The sequence below is a fragment of the Streptomyces sp. NBC_00016 genome (assembly GCF_045040885.1).
In the GTDB taxonomy this organism is placed as follows: Bacteria; Actinomycetota; Actinomycetes; order Streptomycetales; family Streptomycetaceae; genus Streptomyces; species Streptomyces coriariae.
Genome location: NZ_CP108304.1, coordinates 5,105,769 through 5,128,570, shown reverse-complemented (window position 1 = coordinate 5,128,570; position 22,802 = coordinate 5,105,769). Strand labels below are relative to the sequence as shown.

The 22,802-nt window shown below is 70.8% G+C and carries 18 protein-coding genes; 8 read left to right on the top strand and 10 right to left on the bottom strand.

Translation table 11 applies throughout. The features are described 5' to 3' along the window. Window positions 1-5: 5 nt before the first annotated feature. Genes OG933_RS22700 through OG933_RS22690 form a run of 3 tightly spaced genes read right to left on the bottom strand, consistent with a single transcriptional unit; the run spans window position 6 to window position 2,789 of the window. Window positions 6-917 carry an ABC transporter ATP-binding protein gene (locus OG933_RS22700; protein WP_405628676.1) on the bottom strand — a complete coding sequence of 304 codons (912 nt, stop codon included), beginning with the start codon at window positions 915-917 and terminating at the stop codon, window positions 6-8. Then, the gene (locus tag OG933_RS22695) at window positions 914-1,822 is read right to left on the bottom strand and encodes an ABC transporter permease (protein WP_327183975.1); all 909 of its coding nucleotides are present in this window, start codon (window positions 1,820-1,822) and stop codon (window positions 914-916) included. Before OG933_RS22695 ends, OG933_RS22700 begins: the two co-directional genes overlap by 4 nt. Beyond that, window positions 1,812-2,789 carry an ABC transporter ATP-binding protein gene (locus tag OG933_RS22690; protein WP_142267943.1) on the bottom strand — a complete coding sequence of 326 codons (978 nt, stop codon included), beginning with the start codon at window positions 2,787-2,789 and terminating at the stop codon, window positions 1,812-1,814. The genes OG933_RS22695 and OG933_RS22690 overlap by 11 nt, the downstream gene beginning before the upstream one ends. A 249-nt stretch (window positions 2,790-3,038) precedes the next feature. Here OG933_RS22690 and OG933_RS22685 point away from each other — a divergent pair, with 249 nt between their 5' ends. The 7 genes from OG933_RS22685 (at window position 3,039) to OG933_RS22655 (ending at window position 9,844) form a co-directional block, all read left to right on the top strand. Next, complete coding sequence (locus OG933_RS22685) at window positions 3,039-3,926, top strand: M24 family metallopeptidase (protein ID WP_405628674.1); 888 nt, start codon at window positions 3,039-3,041, stop codon at window positions 3,924-3,926. Continuing rightward, window positions 3,923-5,734 carry an SDR family oxidoreductase gene (locus OG933_RS22680; protein WP_362524286.1) on the top strand — a complete coding sequence of 604 codons (1,812 nt, stop codon included), beginning with the start codon at window positions 3,923-3,925 and terminating at the stop codon, window positions 5,732-5,734. Before OG933_RS22685 ends, OG933_RS22680 begins: the two co-directional genes overlap by 4 nt. 76 nt (window positions 5,735-5,810) lie before the next feature. Continuing rightward, the gene (locus tag OG933_RS22675) at window positions 5,811-6,761 is read left to right on the top strand and encodes a MerR family transcriptional regulator (protein WP_405628671.1); all 951 of its coding nucleotides are present in this window, start codon (window positions 5,811-5,813) and stop codon (window positions 6,759-6,761) included. Between the two features lie 122 nt (window positions 6,762-6,883). Continuing rightward, a complete protein-coding gene (locus tag OG933_RS22670; protein ID WP_405628669.1) occupies window positions 6,884-7,447 on the top strand; it encodes an RNA 2'-phosphotransferase in 564 nt (187 codons plus the stop codon). A gap of 50 nt (window positions 7,448-7,497) precedes the next feature. Next, window positions 7,498-7,941: a hypothetical protein gene (locus OG933_RS22665; protein ID WP_362524293.1), complete on the top strand. Its 444-nt coding sequence runs from the start codon at window positions 7,498-7,500 to the stop codon at window positions 7,939-7,941. Between the two features lie 42 nt (window positions 7,942-7,983). Beyond that, window positions 7,984-8,886 carry an LLM class flavin-dependent oxidoreductase gene (locus OG933_RS22660; RefSeq protein ID WP_362524295.1) on the top strand — a complete coding sequence of 301 codons (903 nt, stop codon included), beginning with the start codon at window positions 7,984-7,986 and terminating at the stop codon, window positions 8,884-8,886. 70 nt (window positions 8,887-8,956) lie between these two features. Then, window positions 8,957-9,844 (top strand): Cof-type HAD-IIB family hydrolase, encoded by an 888-nt coding sequence (locus tag OG933_RS22655; RefSeq protein ID WP_362267878.1) that lies wholly within the window; start codon window positions 8,957-8,959, stop codon window positions 9,842-9,844. Window positions 9,845-9,859: 15 nt separating this feature from the next. Here OG933_RS22655 and OG933_RS22650 read toward each other — a convergent pair whose 3' ends face one another. The 7 genes from OG933_RS22650 to hisC all read right to left on the bottom strand — a co-directional run bounded on the left by OG933_RS22650 (window position 9,860) and on the right by hisC (window position 20,873). After that, complete coding sequence (locus tag OG933_RS22650; RefSeq protein ID WP_405628667.1) at window positions 9,860-10,726, bottom strand: effector binding domain-containing protein; 867 nt, start codon at window positions 10,724-10,726, stop codon at window positions 9,860-9,862. A gap of 99 nt (window positions 10,727-10,825) precedes the next feature. Continuing rightward, window positions 10,826-11,881, bottom strand: coding sequence for a peptidoglycan DD-metalloendopeptidase family protein (locus OG933_RS22645; RefSeq protein WP_405628665.1), 1,056 nt, complete (start codon window positions 11,879-11,881; stop codon window positions 10,826-10,828). Window positions 11,882-11,959: 78 nt separating this feature from the next. Continuing rightward, window positions 11,960-13,456 carry a GAF domain-containing sensor histidine kinase gene (locus OG933_RS22640; protein WP_405628663.1) on the bottom strand — a complete coding sequence of 499 codons (1,497 nt, stop codon included), beginning with the start codon at window positions 13,454-13,456 and terminating at the stop codon, window positions 11,960-11,962. A gap of 55 nt (window positions 13,457-13,511) precedes the next feature. Then, entirely contained in the window at window positions 13,512-17,000 is a 3,489-nt protein-coding gene (cydD, locus tag OG933_RS22635) for a thiol reductant ABC exporter subunit CydD (RefSeq protein WP_405628661.1), read from the bottom strand. 93 nt (window positions 17,001-17,093) lie between these two features. Further along, window positions 17,094-18,098, bottom strand: coding sequence for a cytochrome d ubiquinol oxidase subunit II (gene cydB, locus OG933_RS22630; RefSeq protein WP_405628659.1), 1,005 nt, complete (start codon window positions 18,096-18,098; stop codon window positions 17,094-17,096). A gap of 20 nt (window positions 18,099-18,118) precedes the next feature. After that, a complete protein-coding gene (locus OG933_RS22625; RefSeq protein WP_054242152.1) occupies window positions 18,119-19,627 on the bottom strand; it encodes a cytochrome ubiquinol oxidase subunit I in 1,509 nt (502 codons plus the stop codon). Window positions 19,628-19,793: 166 nt separating this feature from the next. Beyond that, a complete protein-coding gene (hisC, locus tag OG933_RS22620; protein WP_020132791.1) occupies window positions 19,794-20,873 on the bottom strand; it encodes a histidinol-phosphate transaminase in 1,080 nt (359 codons plus the stop codon). Between the two features lie 413 nt (window positions 20,874-21,286). Here hisC and OG933_RS22615 point away from each other — a divergent pair, with 413 nt between their 5' ends. After that, entirely contained in the window at window positions 21,287-22,399 is a 1,113-nt protein-coding gene (locus OG933_RS22615) for a LacI family DNA-binding transcriptional regulator (protein WP_362524312.1), read from the top strand. Window positions 22,400-22,802 lie beyond the last annotated feature (403 nt).

Here is a 22,802-nt window from a genome sequence, read left to right as displayed (position 1 = left end):
GCCTCCTACGCCGCGACCAGGTAAGAGAACACGGACTCGAGGGACTCGTCGGACGGCGAGACCGTCAGCAGCCGGATGCCGTGGTCCCTGGCGACCCTCGGCAGCAGCGCGGTGAAGCGGCCGAAGTCGACGGCCTGGATACGCAACGCGCCCTCGGCGAGGTCGACTTCGATGCCGGACGTCGACGGGTCGGCGATCAGCGCGGCCGCGAGTGCGCGGTCGTCGCTGGAACGCACCAGGTAGCGGTGCGGGCGGTCGGTCATCAGACGGCGGATCCTGCGGAAGTCGCCGCTGGCCGCGTGCCGGCCCGCGACGACGACCTCGATGTGCCAGGCCAGTTGCTCGACCTCTTCGAGGATGTGCGAGGAGAACAGCACGGTGCGGCCCTCGTCGCCCATGCGCCGCAGCAGGTCCATGAGCTGCATGCGCTGGCGCGGGTCCATGCCGTTGAAGGGCTCGTCGAGCAGCAGCAGCGACGGGTCGTGGACCAGGGCGGACGCCATCTTGACGCGCTGGCGCATGCCCTTGGAGTACGTGGAGATCTTGCGGTCCTGCGCGTACTCCATCTCGACCGTGGCCAGTGCCTTCTGTGCGGCCTTGGCACCCAGGCCGTGCAACTCGGCGTTGGCGACGACGAATTCGCGGCCGGTGAGGAAGTCGTACATCGCCTCGCGCTCGGGGACGATGCCGATGTGCTGGTAGATCGCCTCGTTGCGCCAGACAGGCTGGCCGTCGAGGGTGACCGTGCCGGTGGAGGGGGCCAGGAAGCCGCCCATCATGTTGATGAGGGTGGACTTTCCCGCGCCGTTGGGGCCGAGCAGGCCGGTGACGCCGGGGCCGATGGTCATGGTGATGTCGTTGACGGCGACCACGTTGCCGAACCAGCGGGAGACGTGGTCGATGCTGAGCGTGGTCACAGTCCGACCCTTCGGTAGCGGCGCATCAGGAGGCCGTAGCTCGCGGCGATGAGGCCGAGGACGACGAGGACGTAGACGACGCCCTCTCCGTTGGAGGGGCCGATCCCGCCCGGGAAGGCGGAGGTGGCGCCCAGGAACGCGGACTGCACGCCGTCGATGAGGGTGACCGGCGAGAAGAGGCCGATCCAGGGGATGGACCCGGTGCTGTTCTGCGCGTCGGCGATGGCCTGGAGCGTGGAGACGGCGCCGTAGGAGATGGTCAGGACGGCGATGACGGCGGCGATGCCGAAGCCGCGCCGCGGGGTCACCGAGGCGATGACCAGGCCGAGACCGGCGAAGAGCAGCGAGAGCAGGGCCACGGAGACGAGTCCTTGAGCGAATCCCTTGGTCTGGTCGGCGAAGTCCAGCTTGGCCAGCAGCGCGCCGATGTACAGCACCAGCAGCGGGGCGGCGGTCAGGACGAAGAGCGCCGAGGCCAGTGCCGCGAACTTCGCGCGTACGTAGTCCGCGGTCTCGATGGGCCGCGAGAAGTACAGCGGCACGGTCTTGAAGCGGAGGTCGCGCGAGACGGACTGGGGCGCCTGCGAGGCGACGTACAGGCTGATGACGGCCTGCATGATGATCGCGTACCGCGTGTAGTCCACCGGAAGTTCGTCGGCCTTCGTGGCGACCGCGACGGCGACCATGATGGCCGCGGGTACGCACATCACCACGAAGAGCAGCATCGGCAGCACCTTGGACTTCACCGAGCGGCCGAGGCCGTAGGCGCCGCGCAGGGACTGCGAGTAGAGGGAGCGGCGGGCGTAGGCGCGGCCCAGCCGGGGGCCGTCGTAACTGCGGTAGCCGATGTTGTGGATGCGGGTCTGGTCACCCGAGGGGGCGGTGACCGGGTGCTCAACTGCCATGGCCGACGGCCTCCTTCCGCTGCTGGTCGTTGGTGGCGTCGCCGTCCGTGAAGACCTCGGAGATGTGGTGCCTGCGCTGTTCCATGCGCACCAGGCCGAGGCCGAGGTCGGCGACCACGTCCCGGACGACGTCGTAGGTGTCCTCGCCCTGTGCGGTCAGCAGCAGGACGTGGCCCGCGCCCGGCAGGCCGCTGTTGCCGTCCAGGACGTCCACCCCGCGTGCGTGGAGTGCTTCGCGGACCGCGCGGGTGCCGTCCGGGTGGTCGTCGGTGTCGGTGACCTCGATCGCGAGGGTGGTCGTGGTCTGGGTGAAGTCGGTGGTGGAGCTGGACCGCAGGAGCTTGCCGCCGTCGACGACCACGACGTGGTCGCAGGTGCGCTCCAGTTCGCCGAGCAGGTGGGAGGTGACCAGGACCGAGATGCCGAAGTCGGTGTGGATACGGCGGATCAGGCCCAGCATCTCGTCGCGGCCGACCGGGTCCAGGCCGTTGGTCGGTTCGTCCAGGAAGACCAGCTGCGGGTCGTGGACGAGGGCCTGGGCGAGTTTCACGCGCTGCTTCATGCCGGTGGAGTAGCCGCCGATGGGGCGGTAGCGCTCCTCGTACAGGCCGACATGTCGCAGGGTGTCCGCGGTGCGCTCCCGCGCGGCGGTGGGCGGCAGGCCGGACATACGGGCCATGTGCACGACGAACTCGGTGGCCGAGACGTCGGGCGGCAGGCAGTCGTGCTCCGGCATGTAGCCGACCCGCTCGCGGATGTCGGCGCCCTTGCTCGCGACGTCGAGGCCGAGCACCTCGGCTCGGCCCTCCGTGGCGGGCGACAGACCCAGAAGGATCTTGATCAATGTGGACTTGCCGGCCCCGTTGGCTCCGACGAGGCCGGTCACACCGGGCCCGACGTCCACAGAGAGCCGGTCAAGGGCGGTCACCCGGGGGAACCGCTTGCTCAGGCTTTCGGTCGCGATCACAGTCACGTCATCGAAATTAGTGACGCACGCCACGAAAATCGTCAGACCTCAGAGCCGTCTTCGCCTCAGACCTCAGATGTACGGGTCCGTAGGGGATGCCATGCCTGAGAGCTACGGGGGCGGCGACGGCGGGTTTTCCACAGGCTCCGAACCCTCCTATTGACGCGGCCTCTAACAACTGTCACATTCAGCGATGTCAAGTTACGGACACGTAGCGCAGTCGACGGGGACTGGCTGGGACGGGGTGGCATGACGACGGCACCGACGGCAGGGACACGCGAACTCTCCGCCGAGCTGCGGGGATTCAGACGGGTGCAGCGGCTGGCGTACGACTGCGCGCAGGCCGTGGCCGCCGAACTGCGACCGGGTGTGACGGAGCGCGAGGCGGCGCGGATGCAGCGGGAGTGGCTGCGCGAGCGGGGCGTGCGCGACTGGTTCCACCTGCCGTTCGCCTGGTTCGGGGACCGCACGGCGTTCACCGGCTTCCGCGTCCCGTTGCAGTTCTTCCCCACCGGCCGCCGGCTGGAGCCGGGGATGCCGTTCATCCTCGACCTGGCACCGGTGTACGAGGGGTACACCGCGGACATCGGCTACTCGGGCGCGCTCGGCGCCCATCCCGTGCAGGAGAGGCTGATGGCCGACCTCGCCGCACACCGGGAGCTGATCCTGCGCGAGGTGCGCGAGCGGCGTTCGCTGCGCGAGATCTACGCCGACGTGGACCGCCTCATGGTCCGCCAGGGCTACGCCAACCGGCACCGCGCGTATCCCTTCGGCGTGATCGCGCACAAGGTGGACCGGGTCAGGGAGCGCCGCTTCTCGCCCCGGCTGTTCGGGTTCGGCACGCAGTCCCTCAAGGGGCTGGTGTCCGACGCGCTGCACGGCCATCGGGAGGGCTGGTCGCCGCTGTGGTCGCCGTACCGCTTCTCCGACCATCCGCCGCGGCGGGGCCTGTGGGCGGTCGAACCTCATCTCGGGTTCCGGGGCACGGGCGCGAAGTTCGAGGAGATCCTCGTCGTCACGGACTCCGCGGATCCCGAGGAGAGCGCGTTCTGGCTCGACGACGATCTGCCGCATGTCCGGGGCTGGGCGGGCACGGGAGCGACGACGGACACGGCAGGGGAGGCGGAGCGGAAGTGACGTTGCCAGAGGGTGCGCGTGAGCGGCGGGTGCGGACCGGCGGGATCGAGCTGTGCGTGGCCGAGCTGGGGGACCCGGAGCGGCCGACGGTCGTCCTGGTGCACGGCTATCCGGACAGCAAGGAGGTGTGGTCCGAGGTCGCGTCCCGGCTCGTCGACCGGCACGGATTCCATGTGGTGCTGTACGACGTCCGCGGGCACGGCCGTTCCGGCGTGCCGAAGCCGCTGCGGGGCGGGTTCACCCTGGAGAAGCTCACGGACGACTTCCTGGCGGTCGTGGACGCGGTCAGCCCGGACCGGCCGGTGCACCTCGTGGGGCACGACTGGGGCTCGGTGCAGTCCTGGGAGTTCGTGACCGTCGAGCGCACCAGGGGCCGCATCGCTTCCTTCACCTCGATGTCCGGGCCGTCGCTCGACCACTTCGGCCACTGGATCAACAAGCGGCTGACCAGGCCGACTCCGCGCCGGGTCGGCCAACTCCTCGGCCAGGGAGCCAAGTCCTGGTACGTGTACCTGCTGCACACACCCGTTCTGCCCGAACTGGCCTGGCGCGGCCCGCTCGGCAAGCGCTGGCCCGGCATCCTGCGGCGGATCGAGAAGGTTCCCGCCGGCGACTACCCGACGCCGTCGCTGGCGTCGGACGCGGCGCACGGAGCCTGGCTGTACCGGGACAACGTACGGCCGCGCCTGCGCCACCCGCGTGCGGACGCGTACGCCCACGCGCCCGTGCAGCTCATCACGCCCTCGGGGGACCGCTTCCTGTCGGAGCGGCTGTACGACGGACTGGAGGACTGGGTACCGCGGTTGACCCGGCGCACCCTCCCGGCCGGGCACTGGATCCCGCGCACCCGGCCCGACCGGCTCGCCTCCTGGATCGACGACTTCGTCCTGTCGGTCGAGAGGGAGCGGGAGGCCGAGGCGGCGGGAGAGGCCCGCGGGGACGACGCGGGCGGGCCGGTGCGCAAGGCCGCCACCGGCCGGTACGCCGAGCGCTTCGCCGGTCAGCTGGTGCTGGTCACCGGTGCGGGCAGCGGCATCGGGCGGGCCACGGCGTTCGCGTTCGCCGAGGCGGGCGCCCGGGTGATCGCCGTCGACCGGGACGCCGAGAGCGCGGCCCGCACCGCCGAGATGTCGCTCCTGGTCGGCGCGCCCGAGGCCTGGGCGGAGGCGGTGGACGTCTCCGACGAGCAGGCGATGGAGAAGCTCGCAGCGAAGGTCCACGCGGAACACGGTGTGGTGGACGTGCTGGTGAACAACGCGGGCATCGGGCTGTCGGGCTCGTTCTTCGACACGACGCCCGAGGACTGGCGCAGGGTTCTGGACGTCAACCTGTGGGGCGTCATCCACGGTTGCCGTCTCTTCGGCCGGCAGATGGCCGAGCGCGGGCAGGGCGGCCACATCGTCAACACCGCCTCGGCGGCCGCCTACCAGCCGTCCAAGGCGCTGCCCGCCTACAGCACCTCCAAGGCGGCGGTCCTGATGCTGAGCGAGTGTCTGCGCGCGGAACTGGCCGACCAGGGCATCGGCGTGACGGCGATATGCCCCGGCCTGGTGAACACCAACATCACCGCCACGGCGACCTTCGTGGGAGTGGACGCGCAGGAGGAGCGGCGCCGCCAGAAGCGCTCCACGCGCGCGTACGGGCTGCGGAACTACCCGCCGGAGAAGGTCGCGGACGCCGTCCTGCGGGCGGTCGTGCTCGACAAGGCGATGGTCCCGGTCACTCCGGAGGCGCGGGGCTCGTACGCGCTGTCGCGTTTCCTGCCCAGGGCGTTGCGGGCGCTGGCGCGGGTGGGACCGCCGCTGTGAGCCGCCGCTCGGCCCCGCGGCGCCCGGCGGCGGACTCGGCCTCCGCCATGGCAACGACCGTTCGGGGAAAGACACCTTGACCACCGAACCGCCCGCCGGGCCCCCGTACCGCATAGAGACGCTGGCGCATCTCACCGGCGCCACCGTCCGCACCATCCGCGCCTACCAGGACCGTGGCCTGCTCCCCCGCCCCGAGCGTCAGGGGCGAGCAAATCACTACTCCGACGCCCACCGCACCCGGCTCCACCAGATCGCCGACCTCCTGGACCGCGGCTACACCCTCGCCTCCATCAAGGAACTTCTGGACGCCCACGACACCGGCCGTGGCCTGGGCGGTGTCCTGGGGCTGGTCGCCGAGGTGGACGGTCCGTGGACCGACGAGGAGCCCTCCCGCGTCTCCCGCTCCGACCTGACGGCCCGCTTCGGGGGCACCGCCGACGACAGGGCGATCGCCGACGCCGTGGCACTCGGCGTGCTGGACCCCGTCCCCGACGACGAGGACGCCTTTCTCGTGCCCAGTCCCCAAGAACTGTCGGTGGCGGTGGAGTTGCACGCTGCCGGGGTTCCACTGGGCGCGATCACCTCCCATCTGCGGGAGTTGAGGGGCCAGGTCGAGCAGATCGCCGCCCGTTTCCTGGAGTTCACCACCGAGCACATCTTCGCGCGCTACCTCGACGGACCGCACCGTCCGACCGACGCCGACGCGGCCGAGGCGGCCTCTCTCGTCCGACGGCTGCGCCCGCTCGCCCGGCAGACCGTGGACGCCGAACTGGCGCGGGCCATGCGCCTGTTCGCCGGCCATCACCTGCGTCGGCACCTCGGCACGGGTGATCCCCCGCCACCCCTGTCGGGGATGCGGACGGTCCCGGTTCCGGTGGCGACAATGCGGGCCGTGGAGGCTCTGGTTGGCCCGGAGCACGCCGCGGGCTTTCTCGCGCTCGCGGCCGAACGGGAGGTGCGTGCCCGCGCCTTGGACCACCTTGTCTCAAGTCATCGGGCACCAGATGATCTTGGTGAAGAGAGCTGAAGTGGCGGCCAGTTGTCCACAGAATCACCAACTTGCCTGTGGATAACTACAGTTGGCTGTGGACCAAACCTGAGCCCCAAAACTGAGTGCGTGATCTGCGTCTCTCACGTCATGCTGAGCGGATGAACGAAATGGACCGGGACGAGAGACGCACCGTGAAGGTGTCGAAGTACCTCTCGAAGCACCTGCGGCACCAGCCGGAGCGGATCGGCCTCACGCTCGACGAGGCCGGCTGGGTGGAGATCGACGAACTGATCGCGGCCTGCGCCGCGCACGGCTTCCGCTTCACCCGGGACGAGCTGGACCACGTCGTCGCGGCCAACGACAAGAAGCGCTTCGCGATCGACGGCAGCCGGATCCGCGCCAGCCAGGGCCACAGCGTCGAGGTCGACCTCGGGCTGCCCCCGGCGACCCCGCCGTCGTACCTCTACCACGGGACCGTGGCGCGCTCCCTGGACGCGATCCGCGCCGAGGGGCTGCGGCCCATGAACCGGCACGACGTGCACCTCTCGGCCGACCGGGAGACCGCGACCCGGGTCGGAGCGCGCCGGGGCCGCCCCGTGGTCCTTGCCGTCGACGCGGAAGCCATGCACCGTGACGGCCATGTCTTCCATGTCAGCGCCAACGGGGTGTGGCTGACCAAGGCCGTGCCCGCGCGGTACCTGCGCTTTCCCGAGCGGCACTGAGGCGCGGCTTCGGCTGCCGCGCCACCTCTTCTTTCGGCATGATCACAGGTATGGACCACCTTCGCACCACTGAGGCCGCCGTCACCGCCCTCCGGTCGATCGCCGCCCAGTACGCGCTCGAGATCGAGGTCACCCACGACATCGGCGCCGATCAGACCTCCCGCCGCACCTCCGCCGGCGTCGGCGTCACCACCGACCCGGACGGCTCGCTGCCGCACGAGGCCTACGTCGAACTCGGCGGCCGCCCGAGCGTGAGCGTGCGGCTCTACCCCGACGACGACGCCCTGATCACCGTCGACGGAGTGGAGTGCCCCGACGTCGACCGCGACGACGTCCCCGCCTTTCTCCGCTCTCTCTACGACGGCCATGCCTGGGTGAAGATCCGGCGCTTTCCGCCCGCTCACTTCCTGATGGTGCCGCTGCCGCAGGACCGCGTACACAAGGAATTCATCCTGGTCGGCCTCAGCCCGTGGCTGGGCGGACGCGTACGGTGACTGTTTCACGTGAAACACGCTCGTCCGCATACGCTCGATGACATGAGTCTGCGTCTGAGCACCGTGATCCTCCCGCACCAACGTTGGCACGAGGGAGGCCGTTCCACCTGGACACGGGCCGAGCAGCTCGGCTTTCACACCGCGTACACCTACGACCACCTGTCCTGGCGCACCTTCCGCGACGGGCCGTGGTTCGGCGCGATCCCGACGCTGACCGCCGCGGCGGCCGTCACCGACCGCCTGCGTCTGGGCACGCTGGTGACCTCGCCGAACTTCCGGCACCCGGTGACCCTCGCCAAGGAACTGATCTCCCTCGACGATGTCTCCGCCGGCCGGGTGACCCTGGGGATCGGCGCGGGCGGCACCGGCTTCGACGCCACCGCCCTCGGCCAGGAACCGTGGACCCCGCGCGAGCGGGCCGACCGCCTCGCCGAGTTCGTACCGCTGCTGGACCGGTTGCTCACCGAGGACTCCGTGTCGTACGAAGGCGACCACTACTCGGCGCACGAGGCACGCAACATCCCCGGCTGCGTCCAGCGCCCCCGGCTGCCCTTCGCGGTCGCCGCGACCGGCCCCCGCGGGCTGCGGCTCGCCGCACGGTACGGACAGGCCTGGGTGACCACGGGCGATCCCAAGCTCTACGAGAGCGGCACCCCCGAGCAGTCGGTTCAGGCCATTCGCGGCCAGGTGGAGAAGCTCACCGACATCTGTGCCGAGATCGGGCGGGACACACAGGAGCTGGACAAGATCCTGCTCACCGGGTTCACCCCGGACCGCGGGCGTCCGCTGGAGTCCCTGGACGCCTTCGTCGACTTCGCGGGCCGGCACCGGGAGCTCGGCTTCACGGAGATCGTGGTCCACTGGCCCATCGCCGACTCCGTGTTCGCCGCGGACGAGAAGGTCTTCGAGCAGATCGCCATGGAGGCCCCGGCGCAACTGCGCTGACCTCGGCATCAGGCCGTCCGTGCCCCGGCGTGTCTCATGTGTGCGGGCTCGCGCCCGACCGTGCAGGCATATGCGCGAGAATGGCCCGGTGACCTCAGCGACTCGACAGCCCGAGACCCCGGCCGCCACCCTCCCGCCCCGGCTGATCGCCACCGATCTCGACGGGACGCTGCTGCGCGACGACAAGTCGGTGTCCCCGCGCACGGTCGCCGCCCTCGCCGCCGCCGAGGAGGCGGGCATCGAGGTCTTCTTCGTCACCGGCCGCCCTGCCCGCTGGATGGACGTCGTCAGCGAGCACGTCCACGGGCACGGCCTGGCGATCTGCGGCAACGGCGCCGCCGTGGTCGACCTGCACGGCGGCCCCGGCGCCCACCGGTTCGTGAAGGTGCGCGAGCTGGCCCGGGAGAACGCGCTGGATGCCGTACGGCTGCTGCGGGAGGCGGCGCCCGGCACCATGTACGCCATCGAGCAGACGTACGGCTTCTACCAGGAGCCGGAGTATCCCAAGATGCACATGGAGATACCCGACACCCTCGCGCCGGCCGAGCGCCTGCTGGCGCCGGACGCCCCCGGTGCCGACGAGCCGGTGCTGAAGATCCTCGCGTTCCACCCCACGATCGACCCCGACGCCTTCCTCACCCTCGCCCGGCTGGCCATCGGCGACCGCGCCAACGTCACCCGCTCCAGCCCCAGCGCCCTGCTGGAGATCAGTGGCCCCGAAGTCTCCAAGGCCAGCACGCTCGCCCTGTGCTGCGCGGAACGCGGTATCTCCCACGAGGAGGTCGTCGCGTTCGGCGACATGCCGAACGACGTCGAGATGCTCACCTGGGCCGGCCGGTCGTACGCGATGGGAAACGCGCACCCGGACGTGCTCGCGGCCGCCTCCGGGCAGACCGTCGCCAACAACGAGGACGGGGTCGCCGTCGTCATCGAGCAGCTGATCGCCGAGCGGGCGTAGCTCCCCCGAGGGACATCAGCCCTGCTCCCGCTCCACCGGCAGCCACAGTTCGGCGTCGGCCTCGGACCCGTCCGGTGACAGCCGGGTGCGCAGGACCTCCGGGCCGGGACGGCTGCGGTACGGGTTGGACGGGAACCACTGCGTGAACACGTCCCGCCACAGCTCCTGGATGGCCTGCGGTGCCGGCCCGGACGTGGTGAAGACGGCCCAGGTACCGGCCGGCACGGCCAGGGCGGTCGTACCCTCGGGAGCGGCCGCGGAAGTGATCACCCCTTGGTAGTAGTCGAGTTCGGTGCCCTCGGCCCGGCTCGGATCCAGGTCGTCGCAGACCGCGACGATGCCCTGTGGCTCCTGGTCCGACAGCTTCTCCAGGCGCTCCAGGACCTGCCGGTCGATCCCGCGGACGAAGTCGATGATCGCCTGGTTCGGCCCCGTGTGCACCAAGGGCACCCGGGCCTTGAGGCCGGCGACGGTGAACGCCGGTCGGTCCACTACGCGATAGCGCATGCTGCTGCTCCCTTCGACGGTGAGGCGGAAGGCCAGCCGGGGCTGGGACACGAGCGCGGCACCGGTACGGCGGGCCTCGCCCGGCCCGACGCCGTGCACGCCACGGAACGCCCGGGCGAACGCCTCACCCGAGCCGTAGCCGTAGCGCACCGCGATCTCCAGCAGTGAGTCCCCTGCGGCGAGCACCTCGGCGCCGGCGACGGTCAGCCGCCTGCGCCGGATGTACTCCGACAAGGGCATACCGGCGAGCGCGGAGAACATCCGGCGCAGGTGGTACTCCGAGGTGGCCGCGCCGTGTGCCAGCGCCGACACGTCGATCGGCTCGTCGAGGTGGTCCTCGACGTACTCCATCGCCTGGTTGAGCCGCTCCAGCACTCCGGTCTCCTTCCGCTGTTGCGCTCACCACGCTAGGCGGCGGGCTTCCGGCCGGACCCGACATCCTGTGCCCGATCAGGTCGGGTGCGCGGGAGAGCCTCAGCCGACGGGCGCTCCGCGTGCCGCCAGCCAGGGCACCGGGTCGAGCGCCGAGCCCGCGTCGGGCGTGACCCGCACCTCGAAGTGCAGGTGCGGGCCGGTCGAGTTGCCCGAGGTGCCCGACTGCCCGACCCACTGCCCGGTGGTCACTTTGTCGCCGTGGTCGACGGTGACGGCGGCGAGGTGCGCGTACTGCGTGCAGTAGCCGTCGGAATGCCGCACCACGACCTCGATCCCGAAGGCGCCCCCGCACGAGACCCGCACCACGCGGCCCGCACCGACCGCCCGTACCGGCGTCCCGATCGGCACCGCGAAGTCCTGCCCGGTGTGCCGGTTCGCCCAGCGCGTGCCACCGCTGCCGTACGCCGCGGACAGGGAGTACGTCTCGACCGGTGTGACCCAGTCGCCCACGAAGTGCGTCGGCGGCTGGTCCAGGCGCACGGCACCGCGGCAGGAGCCCGCCGCCACCGACGCGTCCGCCCGGCCCTGCAACTGCCATCGTGCCTGTTCGAGCTTGTCGTCGATGTCCTTCTTCAGCCGCGCGAGTTCCCGGGCATGCCGCTCCACGGCCTGCCAGGCCTCGACGGCCTTCGCCTCGTCGGCGGCCAGCCGTGCCTCCGCCCGCCGGTTCTTGCCGATCGCGTTGTCGACGGCGAGGTTCGCCTGCGAGAAGACGTGCTGGCCGCGCATCAGCTTGTCGGGGCTGCCCGCCAGGACCAGCTGCGCGACGACCGGCAGACCGCCACCGCCGCGGTACTGGGCGCGGGCGATACGGCCCAGGTCCTCGCGCAGCACGGCGATCTCCCGCCGCTCACGGGTGAGGAGTTCCTCCGCACTCCGGGCCTGCCCCCGCTGCTTCTCCGCCTCGCGCCGCCCCGCCTCGTACCGCTGTGTCGCCACCGCCGCGTCCTCGTACAACCGCGCCACCTGCGCGCTGATCCGGGAGTCCGAGCCGTCGCCGGGCTCCCCCTCGGCGGCCGTGGGCCGGGTCGCGAGCAGCCCGGACACGCACAGCAGAACCGGAACGAGCAGGACACGACCGCGAGGTGAGCGCATGTCAGCGATCGTGCCCCGGCCACCGGTCCCCGGTCCTGTTCAAGTCGTACGCCTGGGGGACGCCACGCCCCTGATGGCTCAGTACGGCGCCTGCCACACCACCGTCGTACCGGCGCCGTCCGCCCCGATGCCCGGACCGTGCGCACTGTCTCCGCCGAGCGTCTCGGCCCGCCGCCGCAGATTCCGCAGCCCGCTGCGCCGGCCGCCGTCGGGGATGCCCACACCGTCGTCGGCGACGGTCAGCCGCACACCCGGCCGGCCGTCGGGGAGGGTCACCGTCGCGTCGACGACGACGTCGACACGGGAGGCACCCGCGTGCCGGAAGGCGTTGGAGAGGGCCTCCCGGAGAGCCGCGACGAGGTTCTTGCCGGTGAGGTCGCCGACCAGGGTGTCGACCGGCCCGACGAACCGGTGCGACGGCGTGAAGCCGAGCGGCACGGCCACCGTGTTGATCTCCCGCAGCACCCGCGTGCGCAGCCCGGCCGGCGCCTCGGCGGGACCCTGCTGGAGCGCGAAGACCGCGCTACGGATCTCCTGGATGGTGACGTCGAGTTCGTCGACGGCCTTGGCGACGCCCTCCCGCACCTCGGGCACGACGGACCCGCGCTGGGCGCTCTCCAGCATCATCCCGGTGGTGAACAGCCGCTGGACGACGAGATCGTGCAGGTCACGGGCGATGCGGTCACGGTCCTCGAACACCGCGAGCCGCTCCCGGTCGCGCTGCGCCTCGGCCATCATCAGTGCGAGCGCGGCCTGTGAGGCGAACTGCACGGCGAGGGCGCGCTCGTCCTCGCCGAACGGCCTTTCCCCGCGGGTGCGGAGCATGACCAGGGCGCCGAGCACGCGCCCGTCGTTCTGGAGGGGGAGCAGCATGATCGGCCCGTAGCCTCGTGCGGACGCCGTGAGCGTGCGCGGATCGTCGGCGGCGTCCGCCACGAACACCGCCTGTCCGTCGAGGAGTTCGGTGACGATCTCGCTGTCCGGCGGGACGACCTCGCCGAGCATCGTCGACGGTCGGTCCGCGGCCACGGCGACGATCTCCAGGCCACCCTCGTCGGCGGGCAGCAGCACGACCCCGGCGGCGGACCCGGACAGCCCGCGGGCCTGTTCGGCGACGACCTGGAGGGCGTCATGGGCGTCCCCGCCGGACAGCAGCGCCGTAGTGACGGCGACCGAGCCGTCGATCCATCGTTCGCGCTGCTGAGCGGCCTCGTACAGGCGGGCGTTGCCGATGGCGATGCCCGCCTCGGTGGCCAGCACCCGGGCCGTGTCCACGTCCTGATCGTCGAACGGCCGCCCGTCCCGCCTCTCCGCAAGACAGAGGGTGCCGAAGGCCTCCCCGTGGACCCGGATCGGCAGGCGCAACCCGCCGTGTCCGTCGTGCAGTCGGCCGATACGGCGGGCGGTCGCCTCGTCGACACCGTGGGAGACGACGTCGGTCGGACCGTCGTGACCCTCGCGGACGACCCCGATCAGCGCGTACCGGGCCCGGGTCGACTCCACCGCGGTCTCACAGATCCGCTCCAGGGTGGAGCGCAGTTCCGGCAGGGGAGCGGAAAGCGGATCCGTGGACATGCCCTGAGCCTAATCAGCCCTTTTTGTCACGGAAAGTCGGGATGGGCTCGGCAAGTCATCGCGCCGCCACCAACAGCTCCGTGGCCTCCTCCCGTTCGGCCATACTCCGCAACGGCCCCTCCGCCGACGCCAGTGCCGCGTAGGAACCCCGCTGCACCACCCGTCCCTCGTCCAGCACGATCACCTCGTCGACCGCCTCGAGACCGGCCAGCCGGTGGGTGATGAGCAGGGTCGTACGGCCCTCGGTGGCCGCCAGCAGGTCCTGGGTGAGAGCGTCTGCGGTCGGCAGGTCCAGATGCTCGGCCGGCTCGTCGAGCACCAGGACGGGGAAGTCGGCGAGCAGCGTCCGGGCCAGCGCGAGCCGCTGCCGCTGCCCGCCGGAGAGCCGGGCGCCGTGCTCGCCCACGAGCGTGTCGAGCCCGTCGGGCAGACCGTCGGCCCACTCCAGCAGCCGGGCTCGCGCCAGCGCGTCCCGCAGTTCCTCCTCGTTCGCCCCCTTCTTCGCGAGCAGGAGGTTCTCGCGGACCGAACTGTCGAAGAGGTGCGCGTCCTGCGCGCACAGCCCGACGAGCCGGCGTACGTCGTCGCCGTCCAGGGCCTGCGCGTCCACCCCGCCGAGCGTGTACGAGCCCGTGTCGGCGTCCAGGAACCGCAGCAGCACCTGCGCGAGCGTGGTCTTGCCGGAGCCGGATGGCCCGACGACGGCGATCCGGCGTCCCTGCGTCAGGGTGAGGTCGACCTCGGCGAGCGCGTCCCGGCCCTGCCCGGCATGCCGGGCGGCCAGCCCCCGCAGGACCAGCGGGAAGGGCGACGCGGGTGCCTGACGGGGACTCTCCGGCTCGCGAACGGGCTCGGGGGAGTCCAGGACCTCGTACACCCGCTCGGCGCTCCTGCGCACCCGTTGGCGGTACTGCACGGCCAGGGGCAGCCCCAGGACGGCTTCGAAGGCGGCCAGCGGAGTGAGGACGACCACGGCCATGGTCACGCCGCTCAGCCGTCCGTCGACAACGGCCTGGGCGCCCACCAGGGCGGCGGCCGTGACGGTCAGCCCGGAGACGAGCGCGGTCAGTCCGTCGCCGAGGGCGGTGGCGGTCGCCGCGCGCGAGGCGATCCGGGTGAGCACGGAGTCGGCCGCGCGCACCCCCGCGCTACGGACGGGCAACGCGCCCGCGACGGTCAGCTCGGCGGTGCCGGTGAGCAGGTCGGCCGTGTGGGTGGCGAGCACCCCTCGGGCCGGAGCGAGCCGCCGCTCGGCCCGGCGCGCCACGGCACCGGTGACCAAGGGAACGCCGATCCCGGCCGTCAGCAGCCCGACGGCGAGCACCGCCCCGGCCTCCGGCAGCAGCCACGCCGTGAAGGCGACGGACCCGGCCGAGACGAGGACGGCGGAACCGGCGGGCAGCAGCCAGCGCAGCCAGTAGTCCTGGAGGGCGTCCACATCGGCGACGAGCCGCGTCAGCAGGTCACCCCGCCGGGTCGAGCGCAGCCCCGCGGGCGCCAGCCGCTCCAGCCGGCGCCAGACGGCGACCCGGGTGTCGGCCAGCATCCGCAGCACGGCGTCGTGAGACACGAGCCGCTCCGCGTACCGGAACACCGCCCGCCCGATACCGAAGGCACGGGTCGCCGTCACGGCCACCATCAGGTACAGCACCGGAGGCTGCTGCGAGGCCCGCGAGATGAGCCATCCGGAGGTGGCCATGAGGCCCACGGCACTGCCGAGGGCGAGGCTGCCGAGCAGCAGCGCGAGGGCAAGCCGGCCGCGTCGGGCGCCGGCCATGGCGCGGACCCGCGCGAGGACGCCACCGCCGGTCACGGCGAGCCCTGTCCCGGACTCACCGCCGACGGGCAGGGCAGCCGCCTCTTCCGACGGGGCGGGAGCGTACCTGGGCGTGGCCTCCACGGGCACGGGTGCCTCGGCCTCGGCCAGCCGCACCACACGGTCCGCCACCGCCAGCAGCGCCGGCCGGTGCACGACCAGCAGGACGGTCCGACCGGCGGCGAGGCGCCGCACGGCCGCCACCACCTCCGCCTCGGTCTCCCCGTCGAGCGCGGCCGTCGGCTCGTCCAGCAGCAGCACGGGCCGGTCCGCGAGGAACGCCCTGGCCAACGCCAGCCGCTGCCGCTGCCCGGCGGACAGCCCGGCCCCGTCCTCGCCGAGCACCGTGCCGGTCCCGGCGGGCAGCGCCTCGACGAACTCCAGCGCCCCCGCGTCCGCCAGCGCCCGGTGTACGGCCGCGTCGCCGGCGTCGGGACGCGCCAGCCGTACGTTCTCGTCGATCGTCCCGGCGTAGAGGTGCGGGCGCTGCGGCACCCACGCGATCCGAGAGCGCCACTGCTCCAGGTCGGCCGACGCGAGGTCGACTCCCCCGGCCAGAACCCGGCCCGCGGCCGGCCGCACGAACCCCAGCAGCGCGTTCAGCAGGGTCGACTTGCCCGCGCCGCTCGGTCCGACCAGCGCGACCGTCTCCCCGGGTTCCACGGTGAACGACACATCGGTGACGGCGTCGGCGGAGCGCCCGGGGTAGCGGACGGTCACGCCCTCGAAGGCCACCCCTCCCTCGGCCACCGCGACCGTGCCCGGCACCGGTGCCGGGGTCTCCAGCACCTCGAAGATCTCCTCGGCGGCAGCCAGCCCCTCGGCGGCCGCGTGGTACTGCGCCCCGACCTGCCGCAGCGGGAGGTACGCCTCCGGCGCGAGCACGAGGATCACCAGGCCGATGTACAGGTCCATCTCGCCGTGCACGAGGCGCATGCCGATCGTCACGGCCACCAGAGCCACCGAGAGCGTCGCCAGCAGCTCCAGGGCGAACGACGAGATGAAGGCGATCCGCAGCGTCCGCATGGTCGCCTGCCGGTACTCGCCGGTGATGCGCCGGATCGACTCGGCCTGCGCCTTGGCCCGCCCGAACACCTTGAGCGTGGGCAGCCCGGCGACAACGTCCAGGAAGTGGCCGGACAGCCGGGACAGCAGCCGCCACTGACGGTCCATCCGCGACTGTGTGGCCCAGCCGATCAGGACCATGAAGACCGGGATCAGGGGCAGGGTGCCGACGATGATCGCGGCGGACACCCAGTCCTCCGTCACAATCCGGGCGAGCACCGCGACCGGTACGACCACCGCCAGCCCCAGCTGCGGCAGATAGCGCGAGAAGTAGTCGTCGAGAGCGTCCACGCCCCGCGTGGCGAGGGCGACCAGCGAACCGGTACGCCGGCCACTGAGCCAGTTCGGTCCCAGCGCGGTCGCCCGCTCCAGCAGCCGACCCCGCAGCTCCGACTTCACGGCGGCACTCGCGCGGTGCGCGGCGAGTTCGGTGAGCCAGGCCACCAGCGCCCGGCCAACCGCCACGGCCACCAACAGCAGCAGGGGAGTGCGCAGTTCGGCGAGGGGCAGACCGTGCTGGAAGGCCCCCACCACGACCTCGGCGATGAGCATCGCCTGCGCGATGACCAGGACCGCTCCGACAGCACCCAGACCGACGACCGCCACCAGGAAGAGGCGGGTGGCGCGGGCGTACCGGAGGAGGCGCGGGTCGATCGGTTTCACGTGAAACACCCTCTTCTCAAAAAGCGTGTTTCACGTGAAACACGCTTTCTCCTCATGGGGTGTGTTTCACGTGAAACACACCCCACATCAGACTCAGTGCGCGGCCTCGGCGATGTGCTGCGTACCGATCCGCTTACGGAACACCCAGTACGTCCAGCCCTGATAGAGCAGCACGATCGGTGTGGCGATCCCCGCACACCAGGTCATGATCTTCAAGGTGTACGGGCTGGACGAGGCGTTGGTCACCGTGAGGCTCCAGTTCTCGTCGAGCTTGGACGGCATGACGTTCGGGAAGAGCGTCAGGAAGAGCATCGCCACGGCGGCCACGATGGTGACGCCGGAGAGAGCGAACGACCAGCCCTCGCGTCCCGCCTGGTTCGCCACAAGCGCCGCGACCAGGGCACCGACCGCCACGACCAGGGCGACCAGACTCTTGGCGTCACCACTGTCGATCTGCGTCCACAGCAGGAAGATCGAAGCGAACACGGCGGTGGCGAGTCCCACCTTCAGTGCCAGCTTCCGCGCCCGTTCCCGGATCTCGCCGACGGTCTTGAGCGCCGTGAACACCGCACCGTGGAAGGTGAACAGCGTCAGGGTCACCAGACCGCCCAGCAGCGCGTGCGGGTTGAGCAGATCCCAGACGTTGCCCACGTACTCGAAGTCCTGGTCGATCTTGACGCCCCCCACGATGTTGCCGAAGGCGACGCCCCACAGGAACGCGGGAAGGAGCGAGGTCCAGAAGATCGCGGTCTCCCAGTTGCGCTGCCAGTTCTCCTCGGGCCGCTTCGCCCGGTATTCGAAGGCGACGCCCCGCACGATCAGACAGACCAGGATGAGCAGCAGGGGCAGGTAGAAGCCGGAGAAGAGCGTGGCGTACCACTCGGGGAAGGCGGCGAAGGTCGCGCCACCCGCCGTGAGCAGCCACACCTCGTTGCCGTCCCAGACGGGCCCGATGGTGTTGATGAGCACCCGCCGCTCGGGCCTGTCGCGGGCGAGCAGCTTGGTGAGGATGCCGACCCCGAAGTCGAAGCCCTCCAGGAAGAAGTAGCCGGTCCACAGGACGGCGATCAGGACGAACCAGACGTCGTGCAGTTCCATGACTGTGCAGCTCCCTCGGCCTAGTAGGAGAAGGCCATCGGCTTGTCGGCGTCACGGGAGTCGCCGCCGATCTTCGTGGGCGGATTGAGGTCGGCCTCGGTGAGCTCGGGCGGGCCGGCCTTCACGTACTTCACCAGCAGCTTGACCTCGATGACGGCGAGGATCGCGTAGAGCGCCGTGAAGACGATCATCGACGTGAGGACCTCGCCCTGGGAGACCCCGGGGGAGACCGCGTCACGGGTCTGGAGGACGCCGTAGACGACCCAGGGCTGACGGCCCATCTCGGTGAAGATCCAGCCCCAGGAGTTGGCGATCAGCGGGAAGCCCAGCGTCCAGATCGCCGCCAGCCAGTAGAGCTTGGTGAGCTTCGGGCTGAGCGCCTTGTTCTTGAACAGCACCACGTGCGGCACCTCGTCCTCGCCGACTCTCAGGTGCTGCGGCAGCAGGAACTTCTTGCGGGTGAGCCAGAGTCCCGCCAGGCCGATCGCGAAGGACGACATGCCGAAGCCGATCATCCAGCGGAAGCCCCAGTAGGCGACGGGGATGTTGGGCCGGTAGTCGCCGGGACCGTACTTCTCCTGTTCGGCCTTGTTCACGTCGTTGATGCCGGGGACGTACGAGCTGAAGTCGTCGTTCGCGAGGAAGGACAGCAGGCCCGGGATCTCTATCGCGACCCTGTTGTGCCCCTTCTCGACGTCGCCGTAGGCGAAGACCGAGAACGGCGCGGGTGCCTCGCCGTCCCACAGGGCCTCGGCGGCGGCCATCTTCATCGGCTGCTGCTTGAACATGACCTTGCCGAGGGTGTCACCGCTGATGGCGGTGAGCAGACCGGCGATGACCACCGTGACCAGGCCGAGCCGCAGCGAGGTCTTCATCACCGGGATGTGCTTCTTGCGGTACAGATGGAAGGCGGCGATGCCGACCATGAAGGCGCCACCGGTGAGGAAGGCCGCGGACATGGTGTGGAAGACCTGGCTGAGCGCGGTGTTCTGGGTCAGCACGGCCCAGAAGTCGGTGAGCTCGGCCCGCCCCTTCTCCTTGTTGATCCGGTAGCCGACGGGGTGCTGCATCCACGAGTTGGCCGCGAGGATGAAGTACGCCGACAGGATCGTGCCGATCGAGACCATCCAGATGCAGGCCAGGTGGATCTTCTTCGGCAGCTTGTCCCAGCCGAAGATCCACAGGCCGATGAAGGTGGACTCGAAGAAGAAGGCGATCAGGGCCTCGAAGGCGAGCGGGGCGCCGAAGACGTCACCGACGAAGCGCGAGTAGTCGGACCAGTTCATGCCGAACTGGAACTCCTGCACGATGCCGGTGACGACACCCATCGCGATGTTGATCAGGAAGAGCTTGCCCCAGAACTTCGTCGCCCTGAGGTACTTCTCGTTCTCCGTGCGCACCCATGCGGTCTGCAGCCCGGCGGTGAGGGCCGCGAGGGAGATCGTCAGGGGGACGAAGAGGAAGTGGTAGACGGTGGTGATGCCGAACTGCCAGCGCGCCAGGGTCTCTGGCGCCAGAGCCAGGTCCACGTCGTCACTCCTTACCTCACGCTCGTGGATCACGCTTGTGAAAGCGTTCACATTCACAAGCTAGTATGACTCACCGATTTTCGATAGCCGAAGGGGGGTCCCCGCCTACCCGCGGAAACCCCCCTGTGACCCCTGCTGACCAGCCGAAACCGGCGCAGTCGACGCGCTAGAGCTCCTTGCGGAACCCTTCCGTCACCTTCAGGAAGATGTCGTTCGCCTCGTTCTCCCCGATCGTCACCCGCACGCCCTCGCCCGGGAACGGCCGCACCACGACGCCCGCCTGCTCACACGCGGCAGCGAAGGGGACCGTGTGCTCGCCGAGCCGCAGCCACACGAAGTTGGCCTGGGTCTCGGGCACCGTCCAGCCCTGCGCGCGCAGCCCCTCGACCACCCGGAGGCGCTCGCACACCAGGGAACCGACCCGGCCGAGCAACGCGTCCTCGGCACGCAGCGAGGCGATCGCGGCCTCCTGCGCGAGCTGGCTCACACCGAACGGCACCGCCGTCTTGCGCAGGGCCTCCGCCACCGGCTCGTGGGCGATGGCAAAACCGATGCGCAGGCCGGCGAGGCCGTAGGCCTTGGAGAAGGTCCGCAGGACACAGACATTGGGCCGCTTCCGGTACAGCTCCACGCCGTCCGGCACCTCGGGGTCGCGGATGAACTCCCGGTACGCCTCGTCGAGCACGACCAGCACGTCACGCGGCACCCGGTCGAGGAACCGTTCCAGCTCGGCCCGCTTCACCACGGTGCCCGTGGGGTTGTTGGGGTTGCAGACGAAGATCAGCCGGGTCCGCTCGGTGATCGCGTCGGCCATCGCGTCCAGGTCGTGCACATCCCCCGGCGTCAGCGGCACCTGCACCGCCGTCGCGCCGCTGATCTGCGTGATGATCGGATAGGCCTCGAAGGACCGCCAGGCGTAGATCACCTCGTCGCCGGGGCCCGAGGTGGCCTGGACCAGCTGCTGGGCGACACCGACCGAGCCGGTGCCGGTCGCCAGGTGGGAGGCGGGGACGCCGAACCGCTCGGACAGCTCGTTGATCAGGACCGTGCAGGCCAGGTCCGGGTAGCGGTTGAAGGAGGCGGCAGCCGCCGTCACCGACTCCATCACGCCCGGCAGCGGCGGATAGGGGTTCTCGTTGGAGGACAGCTTGTAGGCCACGGGACCACCGCCCGCGGCCGGCTTGCCCGGCTTGTAGGTGGGGATCCCCTCCAGCTCGGCGCGCAGCTTGGGGCTCGTCTCGCTCACCGCAGTCCTCCTCGTGACCACCACCGGCTTCAATACTGCTCACCTTATGAGGATTCGGCGCGGGTGCGTACAGCTGAGCAGGGACCGGCGCCCGAAACGGACAGACCTCTGCGACTTCTGAGGACGAAGCCGCACGAAGGCGTACGCGTCGGGGGGCGCGCTGCACATATATCTACGCGCCGGTAGTGCACTCCGTGGCGCGCATCCCTCGTGCAGGTGAGTTGAGACCTCTTCGAAACATCGGTGCGTTGGCAGGCTCATCCGTGCCGACGCGTCACGTCTTGGTATTAATGGAGTCAACTACCTTTATTTCAAAGGCACTTGACCCCATTTAGCCTTGCAGAAACGTGCCTGTCAACGCGTGCATATGCGTCCGCCCTACCCCACCGGATGAGCCCTACTATCGGCTCGCCATGACAGCAGCAGGGAAGCACCAGGTGAGCCGCGCGGAAACCTCACGCCGAGGCAGCCGGCCGGGCCGGGCGGGCATCAGGGACGTGGCCGCCGCCGCCGGAGTCTCCATCACGACCGTCTCCGACGCCCTCAACGGCAAGGGCAGGCTTCCGGATGCCACCCGCCGCCATGTCCGCGAGGTCGCAGACCGACTCGGCTACCGCCCTTCGGCGGCGGCCCGAACCCTCCGTACCGGCAAGTCGGGCCTCATCGGCCTGACCGTGACGACCTACGGGGATGAACCTTTCACCTTCACCGAGTTCGCATACTTCGCGGAGATGGCGCGCGCCGCCACCTCGGCCGCGCTCGCCCGCGGCTACGCGCTCGTCATCCTCCCCGCGACCTCGCGCCACGACGTCTGGTCCAACGTGGCTCTGGACGGCACGGTCGTCATCGACCCGTCCGACCAGGATCCGGTGGTCAGCGAGCTGGTCCGGCAGGGCTTACCGGTCGTCTCCGACGGCCGCCCGGCCGGCACCCTCCCGGTCACCGCGTGGGTGGACAACGACCACGAGGCCGCCGTCCTCGACATCCTCGACCACCTGGCCGACGCCGGCGCCCGCCGCATCGGCCTCCTCACCGGCACCACCACGGACACATACACACACCTGTCGACCAGCGCGTACCTGCGGTGGTGCGAGCGGGTCGGTCAGGATCCGGTCTACGAGGCCTACCCCGCGCACGACCCGTGCGCGGGCGCCGTGGCCGCCGACCGACTGCTGGCCCGCCCCGACCGCCCCGACGCCGTCTACGGCCTGTTCGACCCCAACGGCACCGATCTGCTCGCCGCGGCCCGCCGCTACGGGCTGCGGGTCCCCGAGGACCTGCTGATCGTGTGCTGCAGCGAGTCCACGGTGTACGCCAACACCGAGCCGCCCGTCACGACCCTCTCGTTGAAGCCGCGCCGCATCGGTACGGCGGTGGTCCAACTCCTCATCGACGCGATCGAGGGCGAGGAAGCGGACCGCCCGGTCGAGCAGGTCATACCGACCGAACTGTTCGTACGCACCTCTTCGCAGCGACGCCCCCCTCGGACCACGGTCAGCCCACCCCGGGCGCCGGAGGGGAAGTAGCCCGCCGCCGCTCCCCACAGCCGACGCCGACGCCATGGTGCGGGTTGTGGGGAGCGGCGGTCTGTGCGGGGGGTGGGGGCAGCCCGGGGGGGGTGGGGGTGAGGTCCGTTCGCGGCGGCAGGGGCGGCAGGGGGCCGTCCGCATCGGGCAGTCCGGGGCGCGGGGGCGGCGCGGGCGGGCCGGGGGGCGGGCCGGGCGGGCCGGGCGGGCGGGCGGGCCGCGTCAACGAAAGTTGGTGGGAGGCACGTACGGGCGATTTCCGGCGGTGCTGGAGACATCAGACGTCGCTTCGGTCACAGCCGTCTCGTCGACCTTGCTCCGGCCGCCGAAATCACCCTTGCCCGGCCGATGCCGTCCCCCGCTCCGTCCGACGGAGCAGCCCGCGGGGGTGGGGGGCGGGTGC

Coding starts and splice junctions, on each gene's coding strand:
- OG933_RS22670 (WP_405628669.1), top strand. CDS start 6,884: ATGAACGAAATGGACCGGGACGAGAGACGCACCGTGAAGGTGTCGAAG.
- OG933_RS22685 (WP_405628674.1), top strand. CDS start 3,039: ATGACGACGGCACCGACGGCAGGGACACGCGAACTCTCCGCCGAGCTG.
- OG933_RS22655 (WP_362267878.1), top strand. CDS start 8,957: ATGCGCGAGAATGGCCCGGTGACCTCAGCGACTCGACAGCCCGAGACC.
- cydB (WP_405628659.1), bottom strand. CDS start 18,098: ATGGAACTGCACGACGTCTGGTTCGTCCTGATCGCCGTCCTGTGGACC.
- OG933_RS22640 (WP_405628663.1), bottom strand. CDS start 13,456: ATGTCCACGGATCCGCTTTCCGCTCCCCTGCCGGAACTGCGCTCCACC.
- OG933_RS22665 (WP_362524293.1), top strand. CDS start 7,498: ATGGACCACCTTCGCACCACTGAGGCCGCCGTCACCGCCCTCCGGTCG.
- OG933_RS22645 (WP_405628665.1), bottom strand. CDS start 11,881: ATGCGCTCACCTCGCGGTCGTGTCCTGCTCGTTCCGGTTCTGCTGTGC.
- OG933_RS22615 (WP_362524312.1), top strand. CDS start 21,287: ATGACAGCAGCAGGGAAGCACCAGGTGAGCCGCGCGGAAACCTCACGC.
- OG933_RS22695 (WP_327183975.1), bottom strand. CDS start 1,822: ATGGCAGTTGAGCACCCGGTCACCGCCCCCTCGGGTGACCAGACCCGC.
- OG933_RS22660 (WP_362524295.1), top strand. CDS start 7,984: ATGAGTCTGCGTCTGAGCACCGTGATCCTCCCGCACCAACGTTGGCAC.